General features: G+C 48.0%; 21 protein-coding genes. 7 read left to right on the plus strand and 14 right to left on the minus strand.

Annotation, left to right across the window (positions count from 1 at the left end; translation table 11 throughout):
- Positions 1-23: 23 nt before the first annotated feature.
- From AAAT87_RS07190 to AAAT87_RS07225, 8 genes are all read right to left on the minus strand, one after another.
- Positions 24-1,343 carry an aspartate kinase gene (locus tag AAAT87_RS07190; RefSeq protein WP_089542773.1) on the minus strand — a complete coding sequence of 440 codons (1,320 nt, stop codon included), beginning with the start codon at positions 1,341-1,343 and terminating at the stop codon, positions 24-26.
- 58 nt (positions 1,344-1,401) lie between these two features.
- On the minus strand, positions 1,402-2,118 hold the full coding sequence (locus AAAT87_RS07195) for a cell division ATP-binding protein FtsE (RefSeq protein ID WP_117662063.1): 717 nt from the start codon (positions 2,116-2,118) through the stop codon (positions 1,402-1,404).
- A 153-nt stretch (positions 2,119-2,271) separates the two neighbouring features.
- The gene (hisIE, locus tag AAAT87_RS07200; protein ID WP_295024186.1) at positions 2,272-2,961 is read right to left on the minus strand and encodes a bifunctional phosphoribosyl-AMP cyclohydrolase/phosphoribosyl-ATP diphosphatase HisIE; all 690 of its coding nucleotides are present in this window, start codon (positions 2,959-2,961) and stop codon (positions 2,272-2,274) included.
- A gap of 109 nt (positions 2,962-3,070) precedes the next feature.
- Entirely contained in the window at positions 3,071-3,850 is a 780-nt protein-coding gene (gene hisF / locus AAAT87_RS07205; protein ID WP_295024171.1) for an imidazole glycerol phosphate synthase subunit HisF, read from the minus strand.
- A gap of 19 nt (positions 3,851-3,869) precedes the next feature.
- Positions 3,870-4,586, minus strand: a complete 717-nt coding sequence (hisA, locus tag AAAT87_RS07210) for a 1-(5-phosphoribosyl)-5-[(5-phosphoribosylamino)methylideneamino]imidazole-4-carboxamide isomerase (protein WP_295024169.1) — start codon at positions 4,584-4,586, stop codon at positions 3,870-3,872.
- Positions 4,587-4,667: 81 nt separating this feature from the next.
- The gene (hisH, locus tag AAAT87_RS07215; protein WP_295024168.1) at positions 4,668-5,306 is read right to left on the minus strand and encodes an imidazole glycerol phosphate synthase subunit HisH; all 639 of its coding nucleotides are present in this window, start codon (positions 5,304-5,306) and stop codon (positions 4,668-4,670) included.
- A gap of 255 nt (positions 5,307-5,561) precedes the next feature.
- Positions 5,562-6,095, minus strand: a complete 534-nt coding sequence (locus AAAT87_RS07220; protein ID WP_089542767.1) for an FHA domain-containing protein — start codon at positions 6,093-6,095, stop codon at positions 5,562-5,564.
- A 48-nt stretch (positions 6,096-6,143) separates the two neighbouring features.
- A complete protein-coding gene (locus AAAT87_RS07225; protein ID WP_295024166.1) occupies positions 6,144-7,235 on the minus strand; it encodes an HU domain-containing protein in 1,092 nt (363 codons plus the stop codon).
- A gap of 174 nt (positions 7,236-7,409) precedes the next feature.
- Here AAAT87_RS07225 and rfbC point away from each other — a divergent pair, with 174 nt between their 5' ends.
- Both rfbC and AAAT87_RS07235 read left to right on the plus strand, forming a co-directional pair.
- Positions 7,410-7,964, plus strand: coding sequence for a dTDP-4-dehydrorhamnose 3,5-epimerase (rfbC, locus tag AAAT87_RS07230; protein WP_295024164.1), 555 nt, complete (start codon positions 7,410-7,412; stop codon positions 7,962-7,964).
- 14 nt (positions 7,965-7,978) lie between these two features.
- The gene (locus AAAT87_RS07235; protein WP_295024162.1) at positions 7,979-8,785 is read left to right on the plus strand and encodes a DUF4738 domain-containing protein; all 807 of its coding nucleotides are present in this window, start codon (positions 7,979-7,981) and stop codon (positions 8,783-8,785) included.
- A gap of 87 nt (positions 8,786-8,872) precedes the next feature.
- Here the strand turns inward: AAAT87_RS07235 and AAAT87_RS07240 are convergent, their stop codons facing one another.
- From AAAT87_RS07240 to AAAT87_RS07260, 5 genes are all read right to left on the minus strand, one after another.
- Complete coding sequence (locus AAAT87_RS07240) at positions 8,873-10,021, minus strand: sodium ion-translocating decarboxylase subunit beta (RefSeq protein WP_119248879.1); 1,149 nt, start codon at positions 10,019-10,021, stop codon at positions 8,873-8,875.
- A 7-nt stretch (positions 10,022-10,028) separates the two neighbouring features.
- Positions 10,029-10,523 (minus strand): biotin/lipoyl-containing protein, encoded by a 495-nt coding sequence (locus AAAT87_RS07245; RefSeq protein WP_295024160.1) that lies wholly within the window; start codon positions 10,521-10,523, stop codon positions 10,029-10,031.
- Positions 10,524-10,590: 67 nt separating this feature from the next.
- A complete protein-coding gene (locus AAAT87_RS07250) occupies positions 10,591-11,604 on the minus strand; it encodes an OadG family protein (protein WP_349226061.1) in 1,014 nt (337 codons plus the stop codon).
- Positions 11,605-11,797: 193 nt separating this feature from the next.
- Positions 11,798-13,492, minus strand: coding sequence for a putative transporter (locus AAAT87_RS07255; RefSeq protein WP_118312159.1), 1,695 nt, complete (start codon positions 13,490-13,492; stop codon positions 11,798-11,800).
- 150 nt (positions 13,493-13,642) lie between these two features.
- Positions 13,643-14,890 carry a phosphoglycerate kinase gene (locus AAAT87_RS07260; protein WP_089542760.1) on the minus strand — a complete coding sequence of 416 codons (1,248 nt, stop codon included), beginning with the start codon at positions 14,888-14,890 and terminating at the stop codon, positions 13,643-13,645.
- Between the two features lie 334 nt (positions 14,891-15,224).
- Between AAAT87_RS07260 and radA the strand changes: the two genes are divergently transcribed.
- The 3 genes from radA (at position 15,225) to AAAT87_RS07275 (ending at position 18,653) form a co-directional block, all read left to right on the plus strand.
- A complete protein-coding gene (gene radA, locus AAAT87_RS07265) occupies positions 15,225-16,709 on the plus strand; it encodes a DNA repair protein RadA (protein WP_296974386.1) in 1,485 nt (494 codons plus the stop codon).
- A gap of 98 nt (positions 16,710-16,807) precedes the next feature.
- The gene (queC, locus tag AAAT87_RS07270; protein ID WP_089542758.1) at positions 16,808-17,461 is read left to right on the plus strand and encodes a 7-cyano-7-deazaguanine synthase QueC; all 654 of its coding nucleotides are present in this window, start codon (positions 16,808-16,810) and stop codon (positions 17,459-17,461) included.
- Between the two features lie 70 nt (positions 17,462-17,531).
- Positions 17,532-18,653: a redoxin domain-containing protein gene (locus tag AAAT87_RS07275; RefSeq protein WP_349226062.1), complete on the plus strand. Its 1,122-nt coding sequence runs from the start codon at positions 17,532-17,534 to the stop codon at positions 18,651-18,653.
- A gap of 68 nt (positions 18,654-18,721) precedes the next feature.
- On the opposite strand, the gene AAAT87_RS07280 is transcribed toward AAAT87_RS07275, so the two are convergent.
- On the minus strand, positions 18,722-20,083 hold the full coding sequence (locus tag AAAT87_RS07280; protein ID WP_349226063.1) for an MltF family protein: 1,362 nt from the start codon (positions 20,081-20,083) through the stop codon (positions 18,722-18,724).
- Between the two features lie 105 nt (positions 20,084-20,188).
- Here AAAT87_RS07280 and hisG point away from each other — a divergent pair, with 105 nt between their 5' ends.
- A complete protein-coding gene (gene hisG / locus AAAT87_RS07285; protein ID WP_089542755.1) occupies positions 20,189-21,040 on the plus strand; it encodes an ATP phosphoribosyltransferase in 852 nt (283 codons plus the stop codon).
- A 55-nt stretch (positions 21,041-21,095) separates the two neighbouring features.
- The gene (gene hisD, locus AAAT87_RS07290; protein WP_119248872.1) at positions 21,096-22,379 is read left to right on the plus strand and encodes a histidinol dehydrogenase; all 1,284 of its coding nucleotides are present in this window, start codon (positions 21,096-21,098) and stop codon (positions 22,377-22,379) included.
- Positions 22,380-22,386 lie beyond the last annotated feature (7 nt).

A 22,386-nucleotide genomic window follows, 5' to 3' on the forward strand; every position in this document is an offset into this window, starting at 1 on the left:
TCATTCTTCGTTCTTCACTTACATTACTTCTCGAACAATACGTTGCTCAAGTTCTGCAGAGCCTGCTTCTTGTCTCTCTCTCTGATGAGGAATGAGATGTTGTAGTTGCTGCCACCGTAAGAAATCATACGTACCGGGATGTTCTTCATGGCATCGGTAGCGATGGTCTCGAAGCCTACGTTGCTCCAGTCCAGATCACCTACCACGCAGATGATGCACATATCTGAATCTACGGTTACAGTACCATACTTCTTCAACTCGTTGACGATATCGTTGAGGTGAGCGTCGTTATCGATACTCATGCTCACACCTACCTCTGAGGTAGCAATCATGTCGATAGGAGTCTGGTAGCTCTCGAAGATTTCGAATACCTTGCGGAGGAAACCTGTAGCGAGCAACATGCGGCTACTCTTGATCTTGATGGCAGTGATGTTGTCCTTGGCAGCTACAGCCTTGATCTTGCCACGTACGATGACGTTGTCGATGATAGTACCATCAGCCTTAGGATCCATGGTGTTCTTCAGACGAACTGGGATGCCGGCATACTTGGCTGGCTGAACGCAGGTAGGGTGGAGAATCTTGGCACCGAAGTAAGCCAACTCAGCAGCCTCCTCGAAGTTCAACTGGCGAACAGCCTCTGTGTGCTCTACCACACGAGGGTCGTTGTTGTGCATACCGTCGATATCTGTCCAGATCTGAATTTCGTCTGCTGGGAGAGCTGCACCGATGAGTGATGCGGTGTAGTCGCTACCACCACGCTGCAGGTTATCTACCTCGCCGTATGCATTGCGGCAGATGAAGCCCTGGGTGATGTAGATCTGATAGCCCTGGTTCTCCTCCATGATGGCTGCGAGCTTCTCCTTGATGTACTGTGGGTCTGGCTCTGCATTCTTGTCGGTGCGCATAAAGTCTAATGCACTGAGCAATACAGCCTTTACACCCTGTTCCTTCAAGTAGTTTACAACCATGTTGGTGCTCATAATCTCGCCCTGAGCCACGATGCTCTTCTCCTCGAAAGAAGTAAAGAGATCCTTGGTAAATGAACGGAGATAGTTGAACTCGCCCTGCAGGAACTCGCGTGTAGTCTTCTTCATCTCATCAGTAGAGTAGAGATCCTCCACGTGCTGCATGTATTTCTTCTCCAAATTGTTGATTACCTCGTTGGCGCCCTCTGGGTTCTTCTTGTAGAGATAGTCAGAGATCTCAACGAGAGAGTTTGTTGTACCGCTCATCGCAGACAATACGATGAAAGTTGGTTCACCTGATTCTGTAACCAAAGAGGCTACTCCCTTCATACGCTCTGGTGAGCCTACAGAAGTACCTCCGAATTTCATTACCTTCATAGTCGTAAAATTATATTAATGTTTAATTTTTATTGTTCTTTTGTTGCATTTTCCCCCTTTAATTCTCCTCGCCATCTTCTGTCAGGTCGATGTGGTTGTACTCGTTGGTCACGTCGTGGAGTAAACCATCCTTGCAGCGATATACGATGCCAGGGAACTTGTCGAGCATCGGGATATTATGGGTTGTCATCACTACAGCTGTACCCTGCTTGGTGATATCCTTGAGCAGTCCCACGATGTTGCTGGCGGTCTCTGGGTCGAGATTTCCCGTTGGCTCATCGGCGATGATGATCTTCGGATTGTTGAGCAGGGCACGGGCGATGGCCACACGCTGCTGTTCTCCACCGGAGAGCTCATGAGGCATCTTGTCGATTTTCTCAATCATGCCTACTTCGTTGAGCACTTCCTCGATGCGCTTGTCTCTGTCCTTCTTGTTTTTCCATTTGGTAGCCTTGAGCACGAACTCGAAGTTCTTGCGCACGCTGCGGTCGTGGAGCAACTGGAAGTCCTGGAAGATGATTCCCAGTTCCTTGCGCAGGGCAGGAATGTCCTTGCGGCGGATGGTCTTGAGGTCTCTGCCGAGGATTTCTGCCTTGTCGGTCTCACCCTCCACGAGGTCAAGCTCGCAGTAGAGGGTCTTCAGGAGTGAACTCTTTCCCGAGCCCACTTTTCCGATAAGATAAGCGAACTCTCCTTCATCCACATGGAAGTTGATGCCCTTGAGCACGCACTTGTCGGCTTGGTATATGCTGACGTTTTGATAATCTATTAACATCCTAATTTTTTCTCCTTTATTTAATGTATTTGAAAGCTTTTGCCCTTTCAGGGCGTATTGCCAATATCTTTTTATACCCAGGGTGTTGCCCTGGGCTAGGGGCTTCTGCCCTTTCAGGGCGAGCTGCTGCAAGATAGCCTTGAGCTAGATATATTATTTCATTTCTCCTTTGCTCTTTGCAACGCGGCGCTTCTTGTCCCATTCCGGGTCGTGTCGCATTTGGAGCTCCTTTACTACATCCTCGATTCGCAAGCCCTTGCTGGTGAGCAGCACGATGAGGTGGTAGAGCAGGTCGGAACTCTCGTAGATGAGCTTGTCGTCGGTTCCGTTTGTAGCTTCTATAACCGTCTCAATGGCTTCTTCTCCAACCTTTTGCGCCATCTTGTTCACGCCCTTCTTGAAGAGGCTGGTGGTGTAGCTGCCCTCAGGCATCTCCTCGTGGCGCTTGTCGATGAAGTCCTGCAACTCAGAGAGGAAGAGGATAGGGTTCAGCGTATTCTCCTCAGCCCAGCAGGTATCGGTGCCTTTATGGCAGGTAGGACCATCTGGATGAACCTTTACCAGGAAGGTATCGTTGTCGCAGTCTATCTGAATGCTTACCAGATTGAGGAAGTTTCCTGAGGTCTCGCCCTTGGTCCAAAGACAGTTGCGAGAACGGCTCCAGAAAGTAACCTTCTTGGTTTCGATGGTTTTATCGTATGCTTCCTTGTTCATGAATCCCAGCATCAGGACATTCTTGGTTACAGCGTCCTGGATGATGGCAGGAACAAGTCCGCCCATTTTTTCAAAATCTATTTCCATTTTATCTTTACAATTTAATTGTTTGCTTACTCCATTGTCAATTCCGCCCTATCATAGGGGATTTATTCACTCTTAAGGAAAAAAATATTTTCCCTTAAGGAAATAATTATTTTCCCTTAAGGGAAAAAGTATCTAGCCTTAAGGCTCCGGTTTACAACCTGACGTTGATGCCTTCTTTTCGGAGGTAACTTTTCAGGTCAGGTATGGCGATTTCACCGAAGTGGAAGACACTGGCTGCCAGTGCTGCATCTGCCTTTCCCAGGGTGAAGGCATCACGGAAATGTTCCATCTTGCCAGCTCCACCCGATGCAATGATAGGAATGCTTACTTCCTCTGCAAGACGGGCAAGGGCTTCATTGGCAAAGCCCTGCTTCACGCCATCGTGGTCCATACTGGTGAAGAGAATCTCGCCGGCACCACGGTCGGCAACTTCTCTAGCCCAATCAAACAGACCGAGTTCTACTCGCTCTCTTCCGCCCTTCACGTAGCAATGCCAGCCGTCGGGATCGAGACGGGCATCGATGGCGCAGACGCAGACCTGTGAGCCGTAATGGTTGGCTATCTCGTTGATGAGCTCCGGATGCCGGATGGCTGCACTGTTGATACTGACCTTGTCGGCGCCTGCATTGAGGAGTCGATCTACATCCTTCAGCTCGTTGATGCCGCCACCCACGGTAAACGGGATATTGATTTCGGCAGCTACGCGAGTTACCATATCTGTAAAGGTCTTGCGCTCTTCGAAGCTAGCTGTGATGTCAAGGAATACGAGTTCATCGGCACCTGCATCGCTATAGGCCTTGCCCAGTTCTACCGGGTCGCCTGCGCTTCTCAGGTTCACGAAGTTCGTTCCCTTCACGGTCTCTCCGTTTTTCACGTCAAGACAAGGGACGATTCGCTTTGCCAAACCTTTGTTACTTTGAACTTTGACCATTGAACTTTGAACTTTATGATTACTTAACTCCTAACTTTTCTACATCAATCTTACCCTCGTAGAATGCCTTGCCGAAGACTACTGCTGGGATGCCGGCGGCTTCCAAAGCCTCGATGTCTTCATTGCAGCTCACTCCGCCCGAGGCGATGAGGTGAAGCTGAGGGTAGGCTGCCATTACCTCTTTATATAGTTCGATGGCAGGACCCTGCAGGGTGCCATCCTTGCTGATTTCTGTGCAGAGCACATAGCGCACACCCTTGTCGATGTATTTCTTGAGGAAGGGGAGGAGGTCTTCTGAAGAATCCTCTTTCCATCCATTGATAGAAATCTTGCCGTTTCTTACATCGGCTCCGAGGATAAGCTTGTCGGCACCATATTTATCTATCCACTCCATAAAGAGGTCGGGATTGGTGACGGCGATGCTGCCTACGGTTACCATACTGGCTCCTGCAGCGAATGCCTTCTCGATGTCTTCCTCGGTCTTGATACCGCCTCCGAAATCTACAGTCAGATTCGTTTCGGTTGTAATCGCCTTCAGTACAGCATCATTTACGATATGCTTCGACTTGGCTCCGTCCAGATCCACTACGTGGAGTCGCTTGAATCCCAGCTTCTCGAAGTCTTTGGCTACTTCAGCCGGATTGTCGTTATAGACCTTCTTCTGGTCGTAATCGCCTTTTGTCAGGCGAACGCACTGGCCATTTATCAAGTCGATGGCAGGAATTAATTCTATCATATTTCTTTTATTGCTTTATATCCTATTTCATATCATCAGGAGATCTGCCTTGCAGGATTCCCCTCTTACATTTCCTGATAGTTATTTCTGTATTTCCAGGAAGTTCTTTAAAATCTGTTCTCCTACCTTTCCGCTCTTTTCTGGATGGAACTGGCAGGTATAGAAGTTGTCTTTGTGGAGCGATGCGCTGTAAGGCAGAATGTAATCAGCCTTGGCGATAGTCTCCTCGCAGAGTGGCACATAGTAGCTGTGTACGAAATAAGAGTAGGGATGCTGCAGGGCTTCTCCCATAGCTGCATCTGCTGCATCGGCTCTGTTTCCGAATCCCTTGTAAAGCTCCGTCTTCAGATCGTATATCTCGTTCCATCCCATAGCTGGTACCTTGTCTTCGTGCTTCTGCGGCTGGAATCGCTTCACATCCACATCGAAGATGCCGATGCAATCTACATCGCCTTCTTCCGAATGTCGGCACAGGAGCTGCTGTCCCACGCAAATGCCCAATACGGGTTGCTTGAGATTCTTGATCACCTGGTCCAGCTGGTGGGCCTTGAGATATTCCATGGCTTCCCTTGCCTGCCCCTGACCTGGAAACAGTACGCGGTCTGCCTTCTGGAGCATTTCGGCATCATCAGTGAGTACTGGTTCTATGCCCAAACGCTTCATGGCGTTGACTACGGAATAGATATTTCCGGCATTGTATTTTACGATTGCTACATCCATAACCTAACGTAATTCTTCTGTTTTTTGTACGTATCGGGAGTATTGGTCCCACGTATTGCTAATTTCTGTTGCAAAGGTACACATTTTCTTTCAATCTAACGAAAATATTAGCAAAAAGATTACTATATCGCTATGATTTCTTGCAGAAAGTAAGAATTATTGGTATATTTATACGTGTTTATCAGTAAAAAAAGGGTTAGAGTAAGATTTTTCCTACTCTAACCCTTGGTTTTATTTCAACTTGTTATTTTCCCATTATTCCTCCTCGCTGTCTGCCGTGCGGAGGATGATGCTGGTGGCTCCGATGGTGAAGAGGGTGCCGTCTTCGATGACACGGCGCTCACGGTCGCCCAGGATTTCGTTATCTACGAAAGTGCCGGTGTAGCTAGGACCATCGCGCAGCACATATTTCAATTTTCCTTTCTTGTCGCGGCTTACATTGATTACGCAGTGGTTCATATCTACACTCGGATCTACGGTCTCGATAGGGCAGTTGATGCCACTGTTCTTCATATATCTTCCGATGACGTTGTCGCCCATCTGCAAAGGGATGACCTGCTTGTAGGCGAATACGTTTTCGATAACGACGATGGAGCCTACGCCATTCTCATTGGCATTTTCATCAATCTGTTCTTCCTTGCGGGTTTCGCGGAGTTTGGAAACGCCCATACGGATGCCAAACTGCTTATTGCAATTAGGACAAACGAAGACCAGACTCTGGCCTGCCTCGTATTTGGTTTCGTCGAACGTGATGAAATTATCGCATTTAGGGCAACGTACTCTTTTCATATCTATTTTTTTCTTTCCTTAATTTCTTTCTATATATAATAATGTAAACTACTCCTTTACCTTTGTAATCCAGCCATCAGTGAAAGCCTCGTTGGTATGGAGTCGGTTGAGGGTGTTATATGCCTCGCTCTCAGAGCGGTAGTTGCCATAAATCACCTTTACGTTGTTGTCGGTAATCAGAACTCTTGCCTCTTTGAAGCCCTTGTCCTGCAAGTGTTCCACATAACTGGCTGCATTGCGTTTGGTCACGCGGCTTGCCAATACGATGCTGTAATAAGAGGCTGTTGGAGTAGCAATCTCTCTATCCTGTGCCATTGCCGGAGTTTTTTCTGCCTTGTCGGTAGGAGTGGTCTCCATCAGCTTCGGTTCATCAGTAGGGAGCAGCAGTTCTTTGCTTTTTACCGGAGTCATCTCTTTAGGCATGATGCGGGTAAGCATCCCCGTGTCAATCTGGCTCTTCTCGATAGTAGGACTTCCGAGTGGAGTAGAGATGGTGAAGAAGGCGATGAGGGCGATGCAGGCTGCTGCCATGTTGCGCAGCCAGCTCTTCTTGATGCTGATGAATTCAGCCTTTTCCTCTTCTTCTGCGATGAATACCGAATTGTTGGCTGGAGCAGCAGGTGCTTCTACCTCTTTTTTAACTGGCTGTTCCTCTTTGGCAAGATTTACTGTCATTGCCACGTTTTGATTCTCGTTCTGCTGTTCACCGTTGTCAATCTGTGCGATAGGAAGCATGTCGAAACCTCCCAAACCATAGAAGTCTGGAGTAAGAATGCCTGCCTCGCATGGCTCGAAACTGATGTTGCCATCTTCGTTGAGAAAGAGCATACCGATGTTTTCTATTTCGAATTTACCTTCGTTTTCCAATGATTGTCTGATTTCAACTACCTCATCCTCAATACGGCGCAATGCCTCAGGGTAGCTGATATCGTAAGTCTCCACGTACGAGAGTGCGAGGAGAGAATCATTCATCGTGAGCTGTGGATTGAATCCTACAGTTCTCAGCGGTGGCAAAAACATATTGTCTCTGCCATCGTAACGTGCATCTACATGATGAGCCATGAATCCACCAAAACCTGGTACGATTACACAATCGTTGCTCAAGAGCAGAATTTCTATATGTCGGTTAATTTCTATCACGTCTAAATGTTTATCTTCTTTTTCTGAATATCTTTTGCAAAGGTACGGCTTTTTGGGGAATTGGACAACTATTTTAAAGGAAATTTTCGTAAGGAGTGATAAAAAGTTTAATTTGTTTTGTTATATCGCCAAAAAGTATTACCTTTGCCACTAAAAAATAGAACAAGTATAGCAATGGAATATACAGAGACCGAAATAGAAGGTGTGTGGGTCATACAGCCAAAAGTGTTTGATGATGCTAGAGGCTACTTTTTCGAGGCTTGGAAACAGGCTGAGTTCGATGCCCACATTGGTTATCATGTTGAGTTTGTGCAAGACAATGAGTCTATGTCGAGTAGAGGCGTGCTTCGAGGCCTTCATTATCAGAAGGGCGAAAGTTCGCAGGCTAAACTGGTGCGTGTCATCAAGGGTAAGGTCCTGGATGTTGCGGTAGATTTGCGTAAAGACAGCAAGACCTTCGGCAAGTATGTAATGGTGGAACTGAGCGGGGAGAACAAGCTGCAGTTCTTCATTCCTCGTGGCTTTGCGCATGGTTTCCTCGTGCTCAGCGACGAGGCAATCTTTACCTATAAAGTAGATAACCCTTATGCTCCTCAAGCTGAGGCAAGTATCCGCTGGAATGATGAAACCATTGGTATCAAGTGGCCTATTGAGGGCGAAAATGTATTGCTCTCAGAAAAAGACCTCAATAAGGCGCTGCCTTTTGAGGAGGCTGAGTATTTTGAGTAAGATATCGTGAAAAGATGAAACAAGTTATTAACATATTGTTGTGTGCAAGCCTCCTGGCGGCGATGGCCAGCTGCGGACAGAAGTCTGCGGGTAAGGATTCTGCCGGAGTAAAGGAGGATACTGCTGCCAAGAAAATGCTCCAGGGCATCTGGTTGGATGGCGATGATGAAGATAATGTTGTCTTTCGCGTGAAGGGTGACACCATCTACTATCCTGATTCTACCAGCCAACCGGTATATTTCTATATAGCTGGCGATACGCTGGTGATGAAGGGTGCCAATACGACTAAATATCCGATTATCAAGCAGGCTGCGCATATCTTCCAGTTTAAGGTGCTGAATGGCGATATCATGAAACTCGTCAAGACAGACGATACTTCTTATCTGCAGCAGTTTCTGCATAATCAGCCTGTGGTTCTCAACCAGAATACGCTTATCAAGCGAGATTCTGTGGTGTATGCAGGCGATGAGAAGTTGCATCTCTATGTGCAGGTGAACCCTACTACCTATAAGGTTTTCAAGAGTTCATACAATGATGATGGCGTAGAGGTGGATAATGTCTATTACGACAACATCGTGAATGTGAATATCTACCGGGGAGCCAGCAAGATTTTCGGCCGTGACTTCCGCAAGGAGGATTTCGATGGACAGGTTCCTCATGAGTTCCTCAAGCAGGCGATTTTGAGTGATATCGTACTGAAAAAGGTGGATACCGATGGACTTCATTATAGAGTGGTTTTGGCTATGCCGGACAGCAGTGTGAGCTATCAGGTGGAAATCATCATCTCGCTCGAAGGCAAAATGACGATCAAGAAGAGCTAGCTTTTTTAGAAATTGTGCTCTTTTAGAAAATAGGAAATACGAAAAATGGGAACTTGCATTTGAGCAAGTTCCCATTTTTCGTATTGATCAATTGAAGAATCCCAGCAGGGCGCCGGCGGCTACGGCGGAACCGATAACACCTGCAACATTCGGACCCATGGCGTGCATGAGCAGGAAATTGTGGCGGTCGTACTCCAAGCCGAGGTTGTTGCTGATGCGGGCACTCATAGGTACGGCACTCACACCGGCATTTCCGATCAGTGGGTTCAGCTTCTTGCCCTTTGGCAGGAAGAGGTTCATCAGTTTCACAAAGAGGATACCGCTGGCTGATGCGATGATGAATGCCAGGGCACCGAGGGCGAAGATTTTGATGGTGTTCAGGGTGAGAAACTCAGATGCCTGGGTAGAACAGCCTACAGTCAAGCCGAGCAGCATAACCACGATGTCATTCAGACTGCTGCCTGCTGTCTTGGCAAGTCTAGTAGTCTTTCCGCTTTCCTTCAGGAGATTTCCGAAGAAAAGCATACCGAGCAATGGCAGACCTGATGGCACGATGAAGGTGGTGAGCAGCAAACCGACGATAGGGAAGAGAATCTTCTCTGTCTGTGATACCTGACGTGCTGGCTTCATCTTGATGACGCGCTCTTCCTTGGTGGTGAGCAGACGCATCAATGGGGGCTGGATTACTGGCACCAATGCCATATAGGAGTAGGCACAAACGGCGATGGCTCCCATCAGGTTAGGACTTAACTTACTGCTCAGGAAGATGGCGGTAGGTCCGTCGGCACCACCTATGATGGCAATACCGGCTGCCTGGTTCGGTTCGAACCCCAGAGCCAGTGCTATCATGTAGGCACCGAAGATGCCAAACTGGGCAGCTGCACCGATTAATATCAGCTTCGGATTGGATATTAATGCCGAAAAATCGGTCATCGCTCCGATGCCCAGGAAAACGAGTGGGGGATACCATCCCTGTCTTACTCCTTGATAGAAGATATTCAGAACGGAATTATCTTCGTATAGACCTATTTCGAGTCCGGCATCAGCACGGAAGGGGATGTTGCCCAGGATGATGCCCAGTCCGATGGGCACCAGGAGAAGTGGTTCAAAATCCTTCTTGATGGCAAGCCAGATGCAGATAACTCCTATCACGATCATGGCGAGGTTTCCTGCCGTGGCATTCGCAAAGCCCGTATAGGTCAGGAACTCATTGAAGTTTTGTATGATGAAATCCATAAGCTATCTATTTAATGGTTACTAACGTATCTCCTTCCATCACGGCATCGCCTTTATTGACGTTGATGCCGGTGATGGTTCCGGAAGTCTCAGCCTCGATGTTGTTCTGCATCTTCATGGCTTCGAGGATCACGACGGTATCGCCTGCATTAACCTTGTCGCCCACCTTCACCTTGATTTCGTTGATGGTGCCAGGCAGAGGGGCTACCACTGGCTTGCCGGTAGCTGCTTTTCCTGCATCTCCTGCATTTCCTGTTTGGCCGCTGCTTGCTGCGGATTGCAAATCCGCAGATGCCTTTGCGCTCTGAGGGGCTGATGATGAGCTGCTAGCTCCTTCGTTAGCTGTCCCTCCCAACTTCACTTTCTGCTTGCCAGCCTTTACAGGCTGCTTCATTTCTACCTCAAATGGGATGCCATTTACGGTTACATTGGCGATGTTGCCTTCTATATCCTGGATCTCGACTTCGTAATCGACTCCTTTCACTGTATATTGATACTTCATATCCTTTGAATTTTGAATTTTGAACTTTATGAAATGTAAAGCTGTTGAATTCTTCACTTTTCGTTCTTCACTTAACATTATTGAATTTCGGAGCATTCCATCTTGTCTGTTTAGGCTTGATGGTAATGATGCCGGATTCTACATCATGTACATCCTCCAGGTATTCCTTGAGGGCGAGCGAGATGACCGCCATGTAGATTTCCTTGTCGATACCCTTGGTCTTCAGACCATCCTTCAGCAGGATATTGGTCTTATGACTCAGGTCTTGCGTTACCTCAATGGTCTTCTTGCCGGTCTTATATAATAAGGTGGCATGCTTCTCGGTGGCACGGGCGATGCGCTGCTTGTGTTTCATGTAGGCTCCGAATGCCCAGAATACGACGAAGAGGAGGGCGAGACATGAGAATACGATGCCCATTGAAAGCACGGAGATGCCGATGCCGTATGGATCTTGCTTCTTCAGAAGCTGTGCCTTGCTCAGCTCTATGTGTTGTGGCAGATAGCCCGGGGTGATGGCTCCAGCTATGGCTTTCTCCCATGTCTTAAAATCCTGGCTTAGTTCGTAGCTCTCGTCGGCTGCCAATATAGGCACGCTTACGGAGTCTATCAAGTCCACAGCATTTCCGTCATAGAGGGCTATCCAGTTGGGCTTCTTTTCCTGTAGAATCAGATTGAGGTGGAAAGGACCTGTGTTGGAAGAATCCTTTGCCTTCCAGAACTGCCCGTTCCTGCCGTCCTTGTACCAGGAACTGCTGTCGAAGATGACGATGCTTTTCTTGCCGCCCAGTGTGGTTCGGGGCTCGTTGTTCGGCAAGGGGCACATCAGTTGTCGGCGTGCTTCGGGCGAAAGATTCTTGTTGAGAACCCGTCGGTCGGTGGTTAGGAACATACTACGTACGTTATACGTGGTAAAGGAGGAATTGCTCAATTCCACCCATGGTTTGTGCTGACCGTACTCATCTACGAGGTTGGTACGGTTGTGGGTCATCACCTCCGTAATACGGATGCTCTTGACTCCCTGGCTCCAAGCGGGCAAGGATGCGATGACTAGCATGGTTATCAAAAATCCCAATTTCTTCATACGCATATCAACGTTTTAGAAGTTTTCATTTTTAAGAAAATCACATTAGGTTTTCTTGTCTGTTGTTTTAATGCGTCAAAGTTACGAATAATTTGTGAAAAGGCAACAAAAAAGGTGCACAAATTTTTATCTTTGTGCACCTCTTTTATAATTTATAACTATTACTAGTTGTTTTGTTAACTTTTGTAAGCGTTTATGCTCCGCAGAAGAACAGCACCACGATCTGGGCTGTAAAGATACGGAGGAACATACTCAATGGATATACGGTAGAGTAACCTACGGCTGGAGCCTCCTTAGAGCAGGAGGCGTTGGCGTAAGCCAGTGCAGGAGGGTCGGTATAAGTACCGGCAAGCATACCCATGATGGTGAAGTAATTGAACTTGAACTTCAATCTGGCGATGGTACCCACGATGAGGATAGGAATGATGGTGATGAGGAAACCGCATCCCACATACTTCAATCCGTCGCCCTGAACCACTGTGTCCCAGAATCCGGCACCAGCCTTGATTCCCACACTCGCCAGGAAGAGTACCAGTCCTATCTCTCGCAGCATCATGTTGGCGGAGGTAGTGGTATAGGTAACCAGTTTCATGCGATAACCGAAACGGCCGATGAGGATGGCGATGATGAGCGGACCACCTGCGATACCCAGCTTCAATGGCACTGGCATGCCAGGGATAGCGAATGGGAGAGAACCGAAGATGATACCCACCATGATACCGATGAAGATGGTAGCGATGTTAGGCGCATCGAGGCGCTTTACAGAGTTACCCATGATTTCAGCCACACGGTTTACATTCTCCTCAGGACCTACTACCATCACGCGGTCGCCCACGTGGAAGTGGTGGTTACGGCTTGCGAAGAGATCCATACCCTGACGGGAAATACGGGTCACGTTCACACCATATACACTGGAGAAGTGCATCTTGCCAAGGGTCTTACCGTTCATCTCAGGACGGGTAACGATGATTCTTCTGGATACGAAATGCTGAACCTCATCCTTCTCGCGGTCCCACTCTGCATCAATCTCAGGACCGATGAAAGCCTTGATGGCCTCTGCATCAGCCTCAGCACAAACCACGAGCAGCTCGTCGCCTACCTCAAATGTAGTCTTGCTGTTAGGGATGCTCACTTCTCCGTTGTGGAGGAGTCTTGAGCAGACGATGTCTCGGTTCAAGAACTCTGAAACCTCTCTCAGCGTTCTACCTGCGATGTAGGCATTCTCCACGCGCAGGTGCATATTGTGAGGTTTTGCATGAGGGTTGGCAGCCTCCTCCTCGTTGAGCTGCTCTTCTTCTGCAGCCATATCCACGCGAGTGATGTACTTGATGAGGATGGTAGCACCAATGATACCAACCACACCCAGAGGATAGGCACAGGCATAACCATTGGCGATGCTAGGAGCACCGTTAGGGAAAACACTGAGCAATGCCTCGTTGGCAGCACCAAGACCTGGGGTGTTGGTAACCGCACCATAGAGGGTACCCACCATCATAGGCAGGTTCTGTGGGTTGCTGGTGTCGAAGAAGAGGTAATAGCATCCGAACATCACGAGGATGTTGAGCAGGATAGCTGTGGCAGAAAGCAAGTTCAGCGTCACACCACCTTTCTTGAAACTCTCGAAGAAGCCAGGACCCACCTGCATACCAATCATGAAGACAAAGAGTATCAATCCGAAGTCTTGCACGAAGGTAAGAATTTCCTTAGGGCCTGTGAAGCCCACGTGGCCGGCCAGGATACCTGCGAAGAGCACGAAGGTAACACCCAGCGAGATGCCACCAATCTTGATCTTTCCCAGATACACACCAACCGCAATCACGATTGCGTAGAGTAGGGCGATGTGAGCCACCGACTCTGTGTTGGTGAAAAGATTAATAATCCAATCCATTAATTTCTTTTAAATTTTCGGTTTTAATAATATATTGAATAAAGGGAATACTGTATCGTGATTATTAAGGCAGGGTATCTTATACTGAAAAATTCGAGGACATCCACGGATGGGATGCCCCCGAACTCAATTTATATAGATACCTATTGATTACTTCTCAATAGCTGCTACACCTGGCAATACCTTACCCTCGATAGCCTCGAGAAGAGCACCACCACCTGTAGAGATATAAGATACCTGATCTGCCAAACCGAACTTGTTGATACAAGCTACAGAGTCGCCACCACCGATGAGTGAGAATGCACCTTCCTTAGTAGCCTCAGCGATTGCGTCAGCGATAGCCTTAGAACCACCAGCGAAGTTGTCGAATTCGAACACACCTGCAGGACCGTTCCAGAGGATTGTCTTAGCACCCTTGATAGCTGCAGCGAAAGCCTTGCGAGTCTCAGGACCTGCGTCCATACCCTCCCATCCGTCAGGGATATTGTTAGATGGGCAAACCTGAGTATTGCAGTCGTTCTTGAAGTCATCACCGCAGATAGAGTCTGTGCCGAGTACGAGGTTTACACCGTTCTCCTTAGCCTTCTTGATTACGTCGAGAGCTACATCGAGTTTGTCATCCTCGCAGATAGACATACCGATCTTGCCACCGAGAGCCTTAGAGAATGTATAAGTCATACCACCGCAGAGAATCAGGTTGTCAACCTTAGTCAACAAGTTCTCGATGATACCGATCTTAGTAGAAACCTTAGAACCACCCATGATAGCTGTGAATGGGCGCTTGATGTTGCCGAGAACTGCGTCAACAGCCTTAACCTCTTTCTCCATCAGGAAACCGAGCATCTTGTGATCCTTGTCGAAAGAATCTGCGATGACAGCTGTAGAAGCGTGCTTGCGGTGAGCTGTACCGAATGCGTCCATTACATATACGTCAGCGTAAGAAGCCAACTTAGCAGCGAACTTCTTCTGACGCTCCTTCATCTCAGCCTTAGCAGCGTCGAACTCAGGAGTACCCTTCTCTACACCTACTGGCTTGCCTTCCTCTTCAGGATAGAAACGAAGGTTCTCGAGCAAGAGAGCCTCACCTGGCTTCAAGGCAGCAGCCTCAGCATCAGCGTTACCGCAGTCCTTAGCAAACTTAACCTCTACACCGAGAGCGTCTGATACGTTCTTAACAATCTGAGAGAGTGAAAGCTCTGGCTTAACCTTGCCCTTTGGCTTACCCATGTGGCTCATCATGATGAGCGCACCACCGTCTGCGAGTACCTTCTTCAAAGTAGGGAGGGCACCGCGGATACGAGTGTCGTCTGTTACATTACCATTCTCATCCAATGGCACGTTGAAATCAACGCGTACGATTGCCTTGTGACCAGCAAAGTTAAAATTCTCAATTTTCATTTTACCTAAATTTTTATATTAGTATTATGTTATTAACCCTGTTTACTGCTGAAACGACCTTTGCCCTACGACTAGTGAGCTTATCAGGCTCCTATGTGCATACTATATAAAATAGGAGTGGTGTCGGGTCGTAACAAACTCTTTCCGTAGGCAAAAGTAACAAAAATAATCGGTACTACCAAATCTTTCTGCTACGATTTAAAGATTTTTTGTGGTAGATAAGCTTTTTTGCCATATCTACTTTGCAAAACGATGGTTATAAAATGTAAAAATGGTTACTTTTTTAGTGTTTAAAGAAAAAAAAACTGTATCTTTGCCGACAAATTCAATCGTTATGGTAAAAGATAAGATAGCATACGTTTGCAGCAACTGCGGGCAGGAAAGTGCCAAGTGGATGGGTAAATGCCCTAGCTGCGGACAATGGAATACTTTTAAGGAGATACGCATTGCGGCTGATTCGGGATCGCAGGCGGCTAAAAGCGCTGGCATGACCATGAGGCATGGCGGGGCTGTTACCATGTTTGGTGGGCAACACTCCGACGCAGATGCCAAGCCGATGAATCTGAAGGATATTTCGGCTGTGGATGAGCCGCGTATCGATATGATGGACGAGGAGCTGAACCGCGTACTGGGTGGCGGTATGGTGCCGGGAAGCATTACCCTGCTGGGCGGTGAACCGGGCATCGGAAAGAGTACCCTTACGCTGCAAACCATCCTGAATATGAAACATAGAAGGGTGCTGTATGTGAGCGGCGAGGAGAGTGCCCATCAGATTAAACTGAGAGCTGACAGACTGGCGAAGGGACAAGCTATGCTGAAGGGAACTTCGACAGATGACGTAGCATCGTTAGCAGGAACCCCACCGGAGAATGCCTTCGATCATATTACGATTCTCTGTGAAACACAGTTAGAGAAAATCTTTTCCCATATTCAGCAAGTGGCTCCAGAACTGATAGTTATCGATTCTATCCAAACAATTGCTACAGAGAGCGTGGATAGCTCTCCTGGTTCAGTATCCCAGGTGCGTGAATGTGCAGCATCGCTCCTGAGATTTGCCAAGACCAGCGGTATCCCTGTTATCCTGATCGGACATATTAATAAGGAGGGAACCCTGGCTGGTCCGAAGATTCTGGAGCATATTGTGGATACCGTCATCCAGTTTGAGGGTGATCAGCATTATATGTACCGCATCCTGCGAAGCATCAAGAACCGATTCGGAAGCACTTCGGAACTCGGCATCTACGAGATGCTGCAGGGAGGATTGAGACAGGTGAGCAATCCGTCGGAACTGCTCCTTACGGAAGACCACGACGGATTGTCGGGTGTTGCCATCAGTGCTGCCATTGAGGGTGTACGCCCGTTCCTGGTGGAAACGCAGGCTCTGGTGAGCACGGCGGCATACGGAACTCCCCAGCGCTCGGCAACGGGTTTCGACCAGCGAAGACTGAATATGCTCCTTGCAGTGATGGAGAAGCGAGTGGGCTTCAAGTTGATGGCGAAAGATGTGTTCCTGAACATTGCGGGAGGCTTGCGAGTGACGGATCCTGCGATGGACCTGAGTGTACTGGCTGCGGTATTGAGCAGCAATGTAGATACAGCGATAGAGCAGGGCTGGTGTATGTGTGGCGAGGTAGGACTCAGTGGCGAGGTTCGTCCGGTGAGCCGTATCGAGCAGCGCATCGCTGAGGCAGAGAAGCTCGGATTCCAGCATATCATCATTCCGAAGTATAATTATCATGGTTTCGACCATAAGAAATATCAGATAGAGATTCATCCCGTAAGGAAGGTGGAAGAGGCGTTTCGCTGCCTGTTCGGGTAAAATCTCACGCAGATTTCTCGGATTCCGCAGATTTTTGTGTACAATTTGACTTTATGAATATTGTATAATCTGACTTTAAAATAAAAAGTTCAAAATAAATGAAGGATTCAGTAATTATTGTGAGCGGCGGTATGGACAGTATTACCCTGCTCTATGACAAGAAGGACGAGATTGCCCTGGGTATCAGTTTCAACTATGGAAGCAATCACAACGAGCGGGAGATTCCTTTCGCCAAGATGCACTGCGAGCGACTGGGCATCAAGCATATCACCATTGATCTGGGATTCATGCATCAGTATTTCAAGAGCTCTCTCCTGGAAGGTGCCGATGCCATCCCTGAGGGACATTATGCCGATGACAATATGAAATCTACCGTGGTGCCTTTCCGTAATGGTATCATGCTGAGTATCGCCATCGGTATCGCTGAGAGCAACAATCTGAAGAAGGTGCTCATCGCCAATCACGGCGGCGACCACACTATCTATCCGGACTGTCGCCCTGAATTTATCAAGGCAATCGATGAGGCTGCCGAGGCTGGCACCTTCGTAGATGTTCGCGTGGTGGCTCCTTATACCAACATCACCAAGGGCGAGATTGCAGCCATCGGCAAGAAGCTGGGCATTGACTATGCCGAGACCTGGAGCTGCTACAAGGGTGGTGAGAAGCACTGCGGAAAGTGCGGTACCTGCGTGGAGCGCAAGGAAGCCCTGGCTGAGGCGGGTATCGAGGATACCACGGAGTATGAGGAATAAAGAATGCCTTATATAATAAGGTATGGATAAAAGTTAATGTGGAAATATAAAAGATAAAACATAATTCAAAATGAAGAAAATGATTTTGAGTGCAGCCTTGGTGCTGGCATCAACAGCTGCAATGGCTCAGAAGAGCAACTTTCAGGTAAAAGTGGATTTGAAGAACTTTGCTACCGATTCTGTAATCGTGTTCAAGGGCCGTGATGTGAAGATGGATACCATCTTGGTTAAGAATGGTAAGTTTACCTATTCTGATAACCTTACCAAGGTGTCAAACCGTGCTTTCTTGACACCAAAGACCTATCGTGGTTTGGAAAGAAAGATGTTCAACTTCCCTTGCGTGCCAGGCGAGAAGGCTGAGATAAAGGGTGATTTCGCTACCCGTTTCGATATTGCCGGTAGCAAGTTCTACCAGCAGTATCATGAGGTTGATTTGATGATGGAGTCTGCCGAGAAGGATTTGAAGGAGTATTCTGAATCTCTGAATGCTCGCACGAAGAATGGTGAAGACCGTGAGACCATCATGAATGAGTATGAGAAAAAAATGCCTGCTTTGCTGAAGGCTAGAACGGAGAAAATCTTTGCTTTCGTCAAGCAGAACCCTGATAACGAGGCATGTGCCACACTTTTCGAGAAGATGGATGATTACGACCAGATGAAGGAACTTCTGGGCTTACTCTCTGAGAATGTGAAGAATGGAAGAATGAAGGCCTATTATCAGTATTTTATTGATATGGCTAAGAAGCGTGCAGAGGCTGATGAGAAGGCTAAGAAGTTGCAGGCTTCCGGTATAGATGCTCCTGACTTTACATTGAACGACATCAATGGCAAGCCATTTACATTCTCTAGTCTCCGTGGCAAGTATGTTGTCATCGACTTCTGGGGCTCATGGTGTGGTTGGTGTATCAAGGGTATGCCTAAGATGAAGGAGTACTACGAGAAGTATAAGGGTAAGTTCGAAATCCTGGGTGTTGACTGCAATGATACCGAGGCTAAGTGGAAGGCTGCCGTAGAGAAGCATCAGTTGCCTTGGATTCACGTGTATAATCCAAAGGGTAGCGATCTTCTGGATAAATATGGTGTCCAGGGTTTCCCTACCAAGATAGTTGTGGGTCCTGACGGCAAGATTGTGAAGACCATCGTGGGTGAGGATCCAGCATTCTACACCTTGCTCGATGAAGTTTTGAAATAATGATAAAGGCTTCTGCGGATTCGCAGAAGCCTTTGTCATTTTAGAGTATTTGATTTTCCTTATACCTATTATATATGGTATTTTCTTTGATAGTTTCTCTTTGATTTTACCGGTGCTCCGTTGAAGGAGTCGGCACCTCTTCCGATGTGCGGACCACGGCTGCCGCCACGATAGCTCTCGTGGAAGCTGGCTCCGCCGCAGTACTCGCTCCAGCGGGCACGGATTCTATCTACATAATCTGCCGTCTCTGTACCTCGCATATAACCATATTTCACCACAGGGTCGCCATAATAGGCGGGTTGGGTAAGGCGCAGCACGTATTCTCTTACATGTCCCCAGTTCTGTGGGTTGCCACCATGTTTCCTGGTCAGTGCCATTGCATCACGGATATGGTGAAAACCACCATTATAGGCAGCCAGAGCGAAGAGCGCACGCTGTGCCGGATCGCCTACATCCGAGAAATGTCCCTGGAGTTCTGCCATGTATCTGGCTGCTGCTGCCACATTCGCCTCTGCATCGTGGATGGCACTCATCGGTAATCCCAGGTGGGCAGCGGTAGATGGCATGATCTGCATCAGTCCGCAGGCGCCAGCCCATGATTTGGCATTCGGGTCGAAGCAACTCTCCTGGTAACACTGTGCAGCCATCAGGCGCCAGTCCATACGTGCCGTTCCGCTGTATCTCATAAAGAGATGGTCGTAGCGGGAGATGACTCCCTTGGAACGGTTGAGGAAAGGAGAATAGACATGTCGGCGGATGCTTGCCGTAGAGAGCAGGAAGGACTCTTCCTTCTTTACCTCGGCTATCAGTTTTGGCTTGAACCATCCGTTCAGTGTATCGGCGAGACTCTTGTTGCCGCCAACTACCGCCCACTGCGTCTTGCCTTTATCAGGTGTTACGCCGCAGAAAAGTAGATTGATAGTCTTGCTATCTCCGGAAACCGATTTTGCAGCCGTATTGTTCTTTCCTGCCAATGACTTTTCACCTTTTAATATATGACGGGGCAGGGGAACGGCGATGATGTCGCCTTCTCCCTTTTGGAGTTTCTGAATCATCTCGGTAGTGTCCTTGCATTCCTCCACTCTCAACGACACACCAATCTGCTGGGCAAACTTCTCGCAGAGCAGGTACTGCAGACCCATTCCGTGGTTGTGGTAATCATAATAGGTGGTAGGACCATTCACTGTAAGCATGATCAGCTCGCCATTGTCCTGGATATCCGACAGCGACAAACCCCGTTGCTGAGCCTGAGCGCCAGCATCGCCATCTGCTGCGTTTTCGTCAGATTCCTCTTCGTCCGAACCGTCCATAGATTCCACTTCGCCCACGGGAGTTCCCCAGGGAGTGAGTTCCTGTTGCGGTTTCTTGTCAGCGCAACTGGCAAGCAAAAACAGCGAATATAATGTGTATAAATATATTTTTTTTCTCATTGCGACTGCAAAAGTACAAAAAAAAAGCATATAAGTGCGAAATTATTTGCATATTCTAACAATTTTATGTACTTTTGCAATGTTTTTCAAACAAAATACAGAAATATGTTACGAATAGCAGTACAAAGTAAAGGTCGTCTGTTCGACGACACAATGAATCTTTTAGCAGAGGCGGACATCAAGGTTAGCGCCTCAAAGCGCACTCTTCTGGTGCAGGCAAGTAATTTCCCTCTGGAGGTGCTCTATCTCCGCGATGACGATATTCCTCAGAGCGTAGCCTCTGGCGTTGCCGACATCGGTATCGTGGGTGAGAATGAATTTGTAGAGCGTGGTGAAAACGCACAGATTATCGACCGATTGGGTTTCAGCAAGTGCCGCTTGAGTCTTGCCATCCCTAAGAAGATTGATTATCCAGGATTGAAATGGTTTAATGGCAAGAAGATTGCTACCTCTTATCCTAACATCCTGCGCAACTTCATGAAGAAGAACAATATCAATGCTGACATTCACGTCATCACTGGTTCTGTGGAGATTAGCCCGGGTATCGGTCTGGCAGATGGTATCTTTGATATTGTCAGCTCTGGTTCTACACTGGTAAGCAACAATCTCGCCGAGGTTGAGGTAGTGATGAAGAGCGAGGCTCTGCTCATCGGCAACTGGAAAATGGATGATGAGAAGCATCAGATTCTCAACGAAATGCTGTTCCGCTTCGAGGCTGTACGCTCTGCCCAGGACAAGAAGTACGTGATGATGAATGCCCCTAAGGCAAAGGTCGAGGAGATTACCCAGGTATTGCCTGGTATCAAGAGCCCTACCATCATCCCATTGGCAGACGAGGAGTGGTGCTCTATCCACACCGTTCTCGATGAGAAGCGCTTCTGGGAAATCATTGGTAAGTTGAAGGAACTCGGTGCACAGGGCATCCTGGTGACACCAATCGAGAAGATGATATTGTAACATTGAACTGTTTGCAAAGTTCAATGTATTAATAAATTTCAAAGTATAATAAGGAATGAAGGTAATAAAGTATCCTGCAAAGGAGGAATGGAGCGAGATTGTAGAACGCCCACACCTGGATGTATCGCAGTTGAATGCGACCGTACAAGGTGTACTCGACGATGTGAAGAACCATGGCGATGAAGCCGTGAAGCGTTACGAGGAGAAGTTTGATCATGCCCATCTCGATTCTTTGGCTGTGACTGAGGCTGAAATCGAAGAGGCTGAGCAACTGGTTTCTCAAGAACTGAAAGACGCTTTGCACCTCGCCCATCATAACATTGCCGCATTCCATCAGAGCCAGAAGTTTGAGGGTAAGAAGGTGGAAACCTGTGCTGGTGTCACCTGCTGGCAGAAGAGCGTGGCGATAGAGAAGGTGGGATTGTATATCCCTGGTGGTACTGCACCTTTGTTTAGCACCGTATTGATGCTCGCCACTCCTGCCAAGATTGCCGGTTGCAAGGAGATTGTTCTCTGCACGCCTCCTAACAAGGAGGGTAAGGTAAATCCAGCTATCCTGATGGCGGCAAAAATCGCTGGCGTAAGCAAGATTTTCAAGGCTGGCGGCGTGCAGGCCATCGGTGCGATGGCATACGGAACAGAAAGTGTGCCTAAAGTATATAAGATTTTCGGTCCGGGCAACCAGTTTGTGATGGCTGCCAAGCAGCAGGTTTCTCTCCACGATGTGGCTATCGATATGCCGGCAGGACCTTCAGAGGTTTGTCTCATCGCTGATGAAACTGCCAACCCTGTCTTTGCGGCTGCCGACCTCTTGTCGCAGGCTGAGCACGGCTTCGACTCTCAGGTTTTCTTCATCACTACTTCCGAGAAGGTTTTGGAAGATGTGAAGAAGGAAGTGGAAATGCAGTTGGAACAGTTGCCACGTAAGGAGATGGCGCAGACCTCATTGGACAACTCCAAGTTCATCCTTGTGAAGGACGAAGAGGAAGCCATCGATCTCTGCAATACCTATGCCCCTGAGCATCTCATCATTGCAACTGCTGATTATGAGCAGCTTGCAGAGAAAGTGGTGAATGCGGGCAGCGTATTCCTGGGCAACTATGCATGTGAGAGTGCCGGCGACTATGCCAGTGGTACCAATCATACCCTGCCAACCCATGGCTATGCACTGGCTTACAATGGCGTGAACCTCGACAGTTACAACCGCAAGATCACCTTCCAGCATCTCACGGAAGAAGGTATTCGTAACATAGGTGATGCTGTGGTGACGATGGCGGAGAACGAGCAGTTGGAGGCACATGCCAACGCCATGAGATTGAGAGTAAAAAGTCTAAAATAAAAGTAAG

Origin of the sequence: Segatella sinensis (assembly GCF_040095255.1) — a bacterium.
GTDB classification, from domain to species: Bacteria; Bacteroidota; Bacteroidia; order Bacteroidales; family Bacteroidaceae; genus Prevotella; species Prevotella sinensis.

Coding starts and splice junctions, on each gene's coding strand:
- AAAT87_RS07190 (WP_089542773.1), bottom strand. CDS start 1,343: ATGAAGGTAATGAAATTCGGAGGTACTTCTGTAGGCTCACCAGAGCGT.
- AAAT87_RS07195 (WP_117662063.1), bottom strand. CDS start 2,118: ATGTTAATAGATTATCAAAACGTCAGCATATACCAAGCCGACAAGTGC.
- hisF (WP_295024171.1), bottom strand. CDS start 3,850: ATGGTCAAAGTTCAAAGTAACAAAGGTTTGGCAAAGCGAATCGTCCCT.
- hisA (WP_295024169.1), bottom strand. CDS start 4,586: ATGATAGAATTAATTCCTGCCATCGACTTGATAAATGGCCAGTGCGTT.
- hisH (WP_295024168.1), bottom strand. CDS start 5,306: ATGGATGTAGCAATCGTAAAATACAATGCCGGAAATATCTATTCCGTA.
- AAAT87_RS07220 (WP_089542767.1), bottom strand. CDS start 6,095: ATGAAAAGAGTACGTTGCCCTAAATGCGATAATTTCATCACGTTCGAC.
- rfbC (WP_295024164.1), top strand. CDS start 7,410: ATGGAATATACAGAGACCGAAATAGAAGGTGTGTGGGTCATACAGCCA.
- AAAT87_RS07235 (WP_295024162.1), top strand. CDS start 7,979: ATGAAACAAGTTATTAACATATTGTTGTGTGCAAGCCTCCTGGCGGCG.
- AAAT87_RS07240 (WP_119248879.1), bottom strand. CDS start 10,021: ATGGATTTCATCATACAAAACTTCAATGAGTTCCTGACCTATACGGGC.
- AAAT87_RS07245 (WP_295024160.1), bottom strand. CDS start 10,523: ATGAAGTATCAATATACAGTGAAAGGAGTCGATTACGAAGTCGAGATC.
- AAAT87_RS07250 (WP_349226061.1), bottom strand. CDS start 11,604: ATGAAGAAATTGGGATTTTTGATAACCATGCTAGTCATCGCATCCTTG.
- AAAT87_RS07255 (WP_118312159.1), bottom strand. CDS start 13,492: ATGGATTGGATTATTAATCTTTTCACCAACACAGAGTCGGTGGCTCAC.
- AAAT87_RS07260 (WP_089542760.1), bottom strand. CDS start 14,890: ATGAAAATTGAGAATTTTAACTTTGCTGGTCACAAGGCAATCGTACGC.
- radA (WP_296974386.1), top strand. CDS start 15,225: ATGGTAAAAGATAAGATAGCATACGTTTGCAGCAACTGCGGGCAGGAA.
- queC (WP_089542758.1), top strand. CDS start 16,808: ATGAAGGATTCAGTAATTATTGTGAGCGGCGGTATGGACAGTATTACC.
- AAAT87_RS07275 (WP_349226062.1), top strand. CDS start 17,532: ATGAAGAAAATGATTTTGAGTGCAGCCTTGGTGCTGGCATCAACAGCT.
- AAAT87_RS07280 (WP_349226063.1), bottom strand. CDS start 20,083: ATGAGAAAAAAAATATATTTATACACATTATATTCGCTGTTTTTGCTT.
- hisG (WP_089542755.1), top strand. CDS start 20,189: ATGTTACGAATAGCAGTACAAAGTAAAGGTCGTCTGTTCGACGACACA.
- hisD (WP_119248872.1), top strand. CDS start 21,096: ATGAAGGTAATAAAGTATCCTGCAAAGGAGGAATGGAGCGAGATTGTA.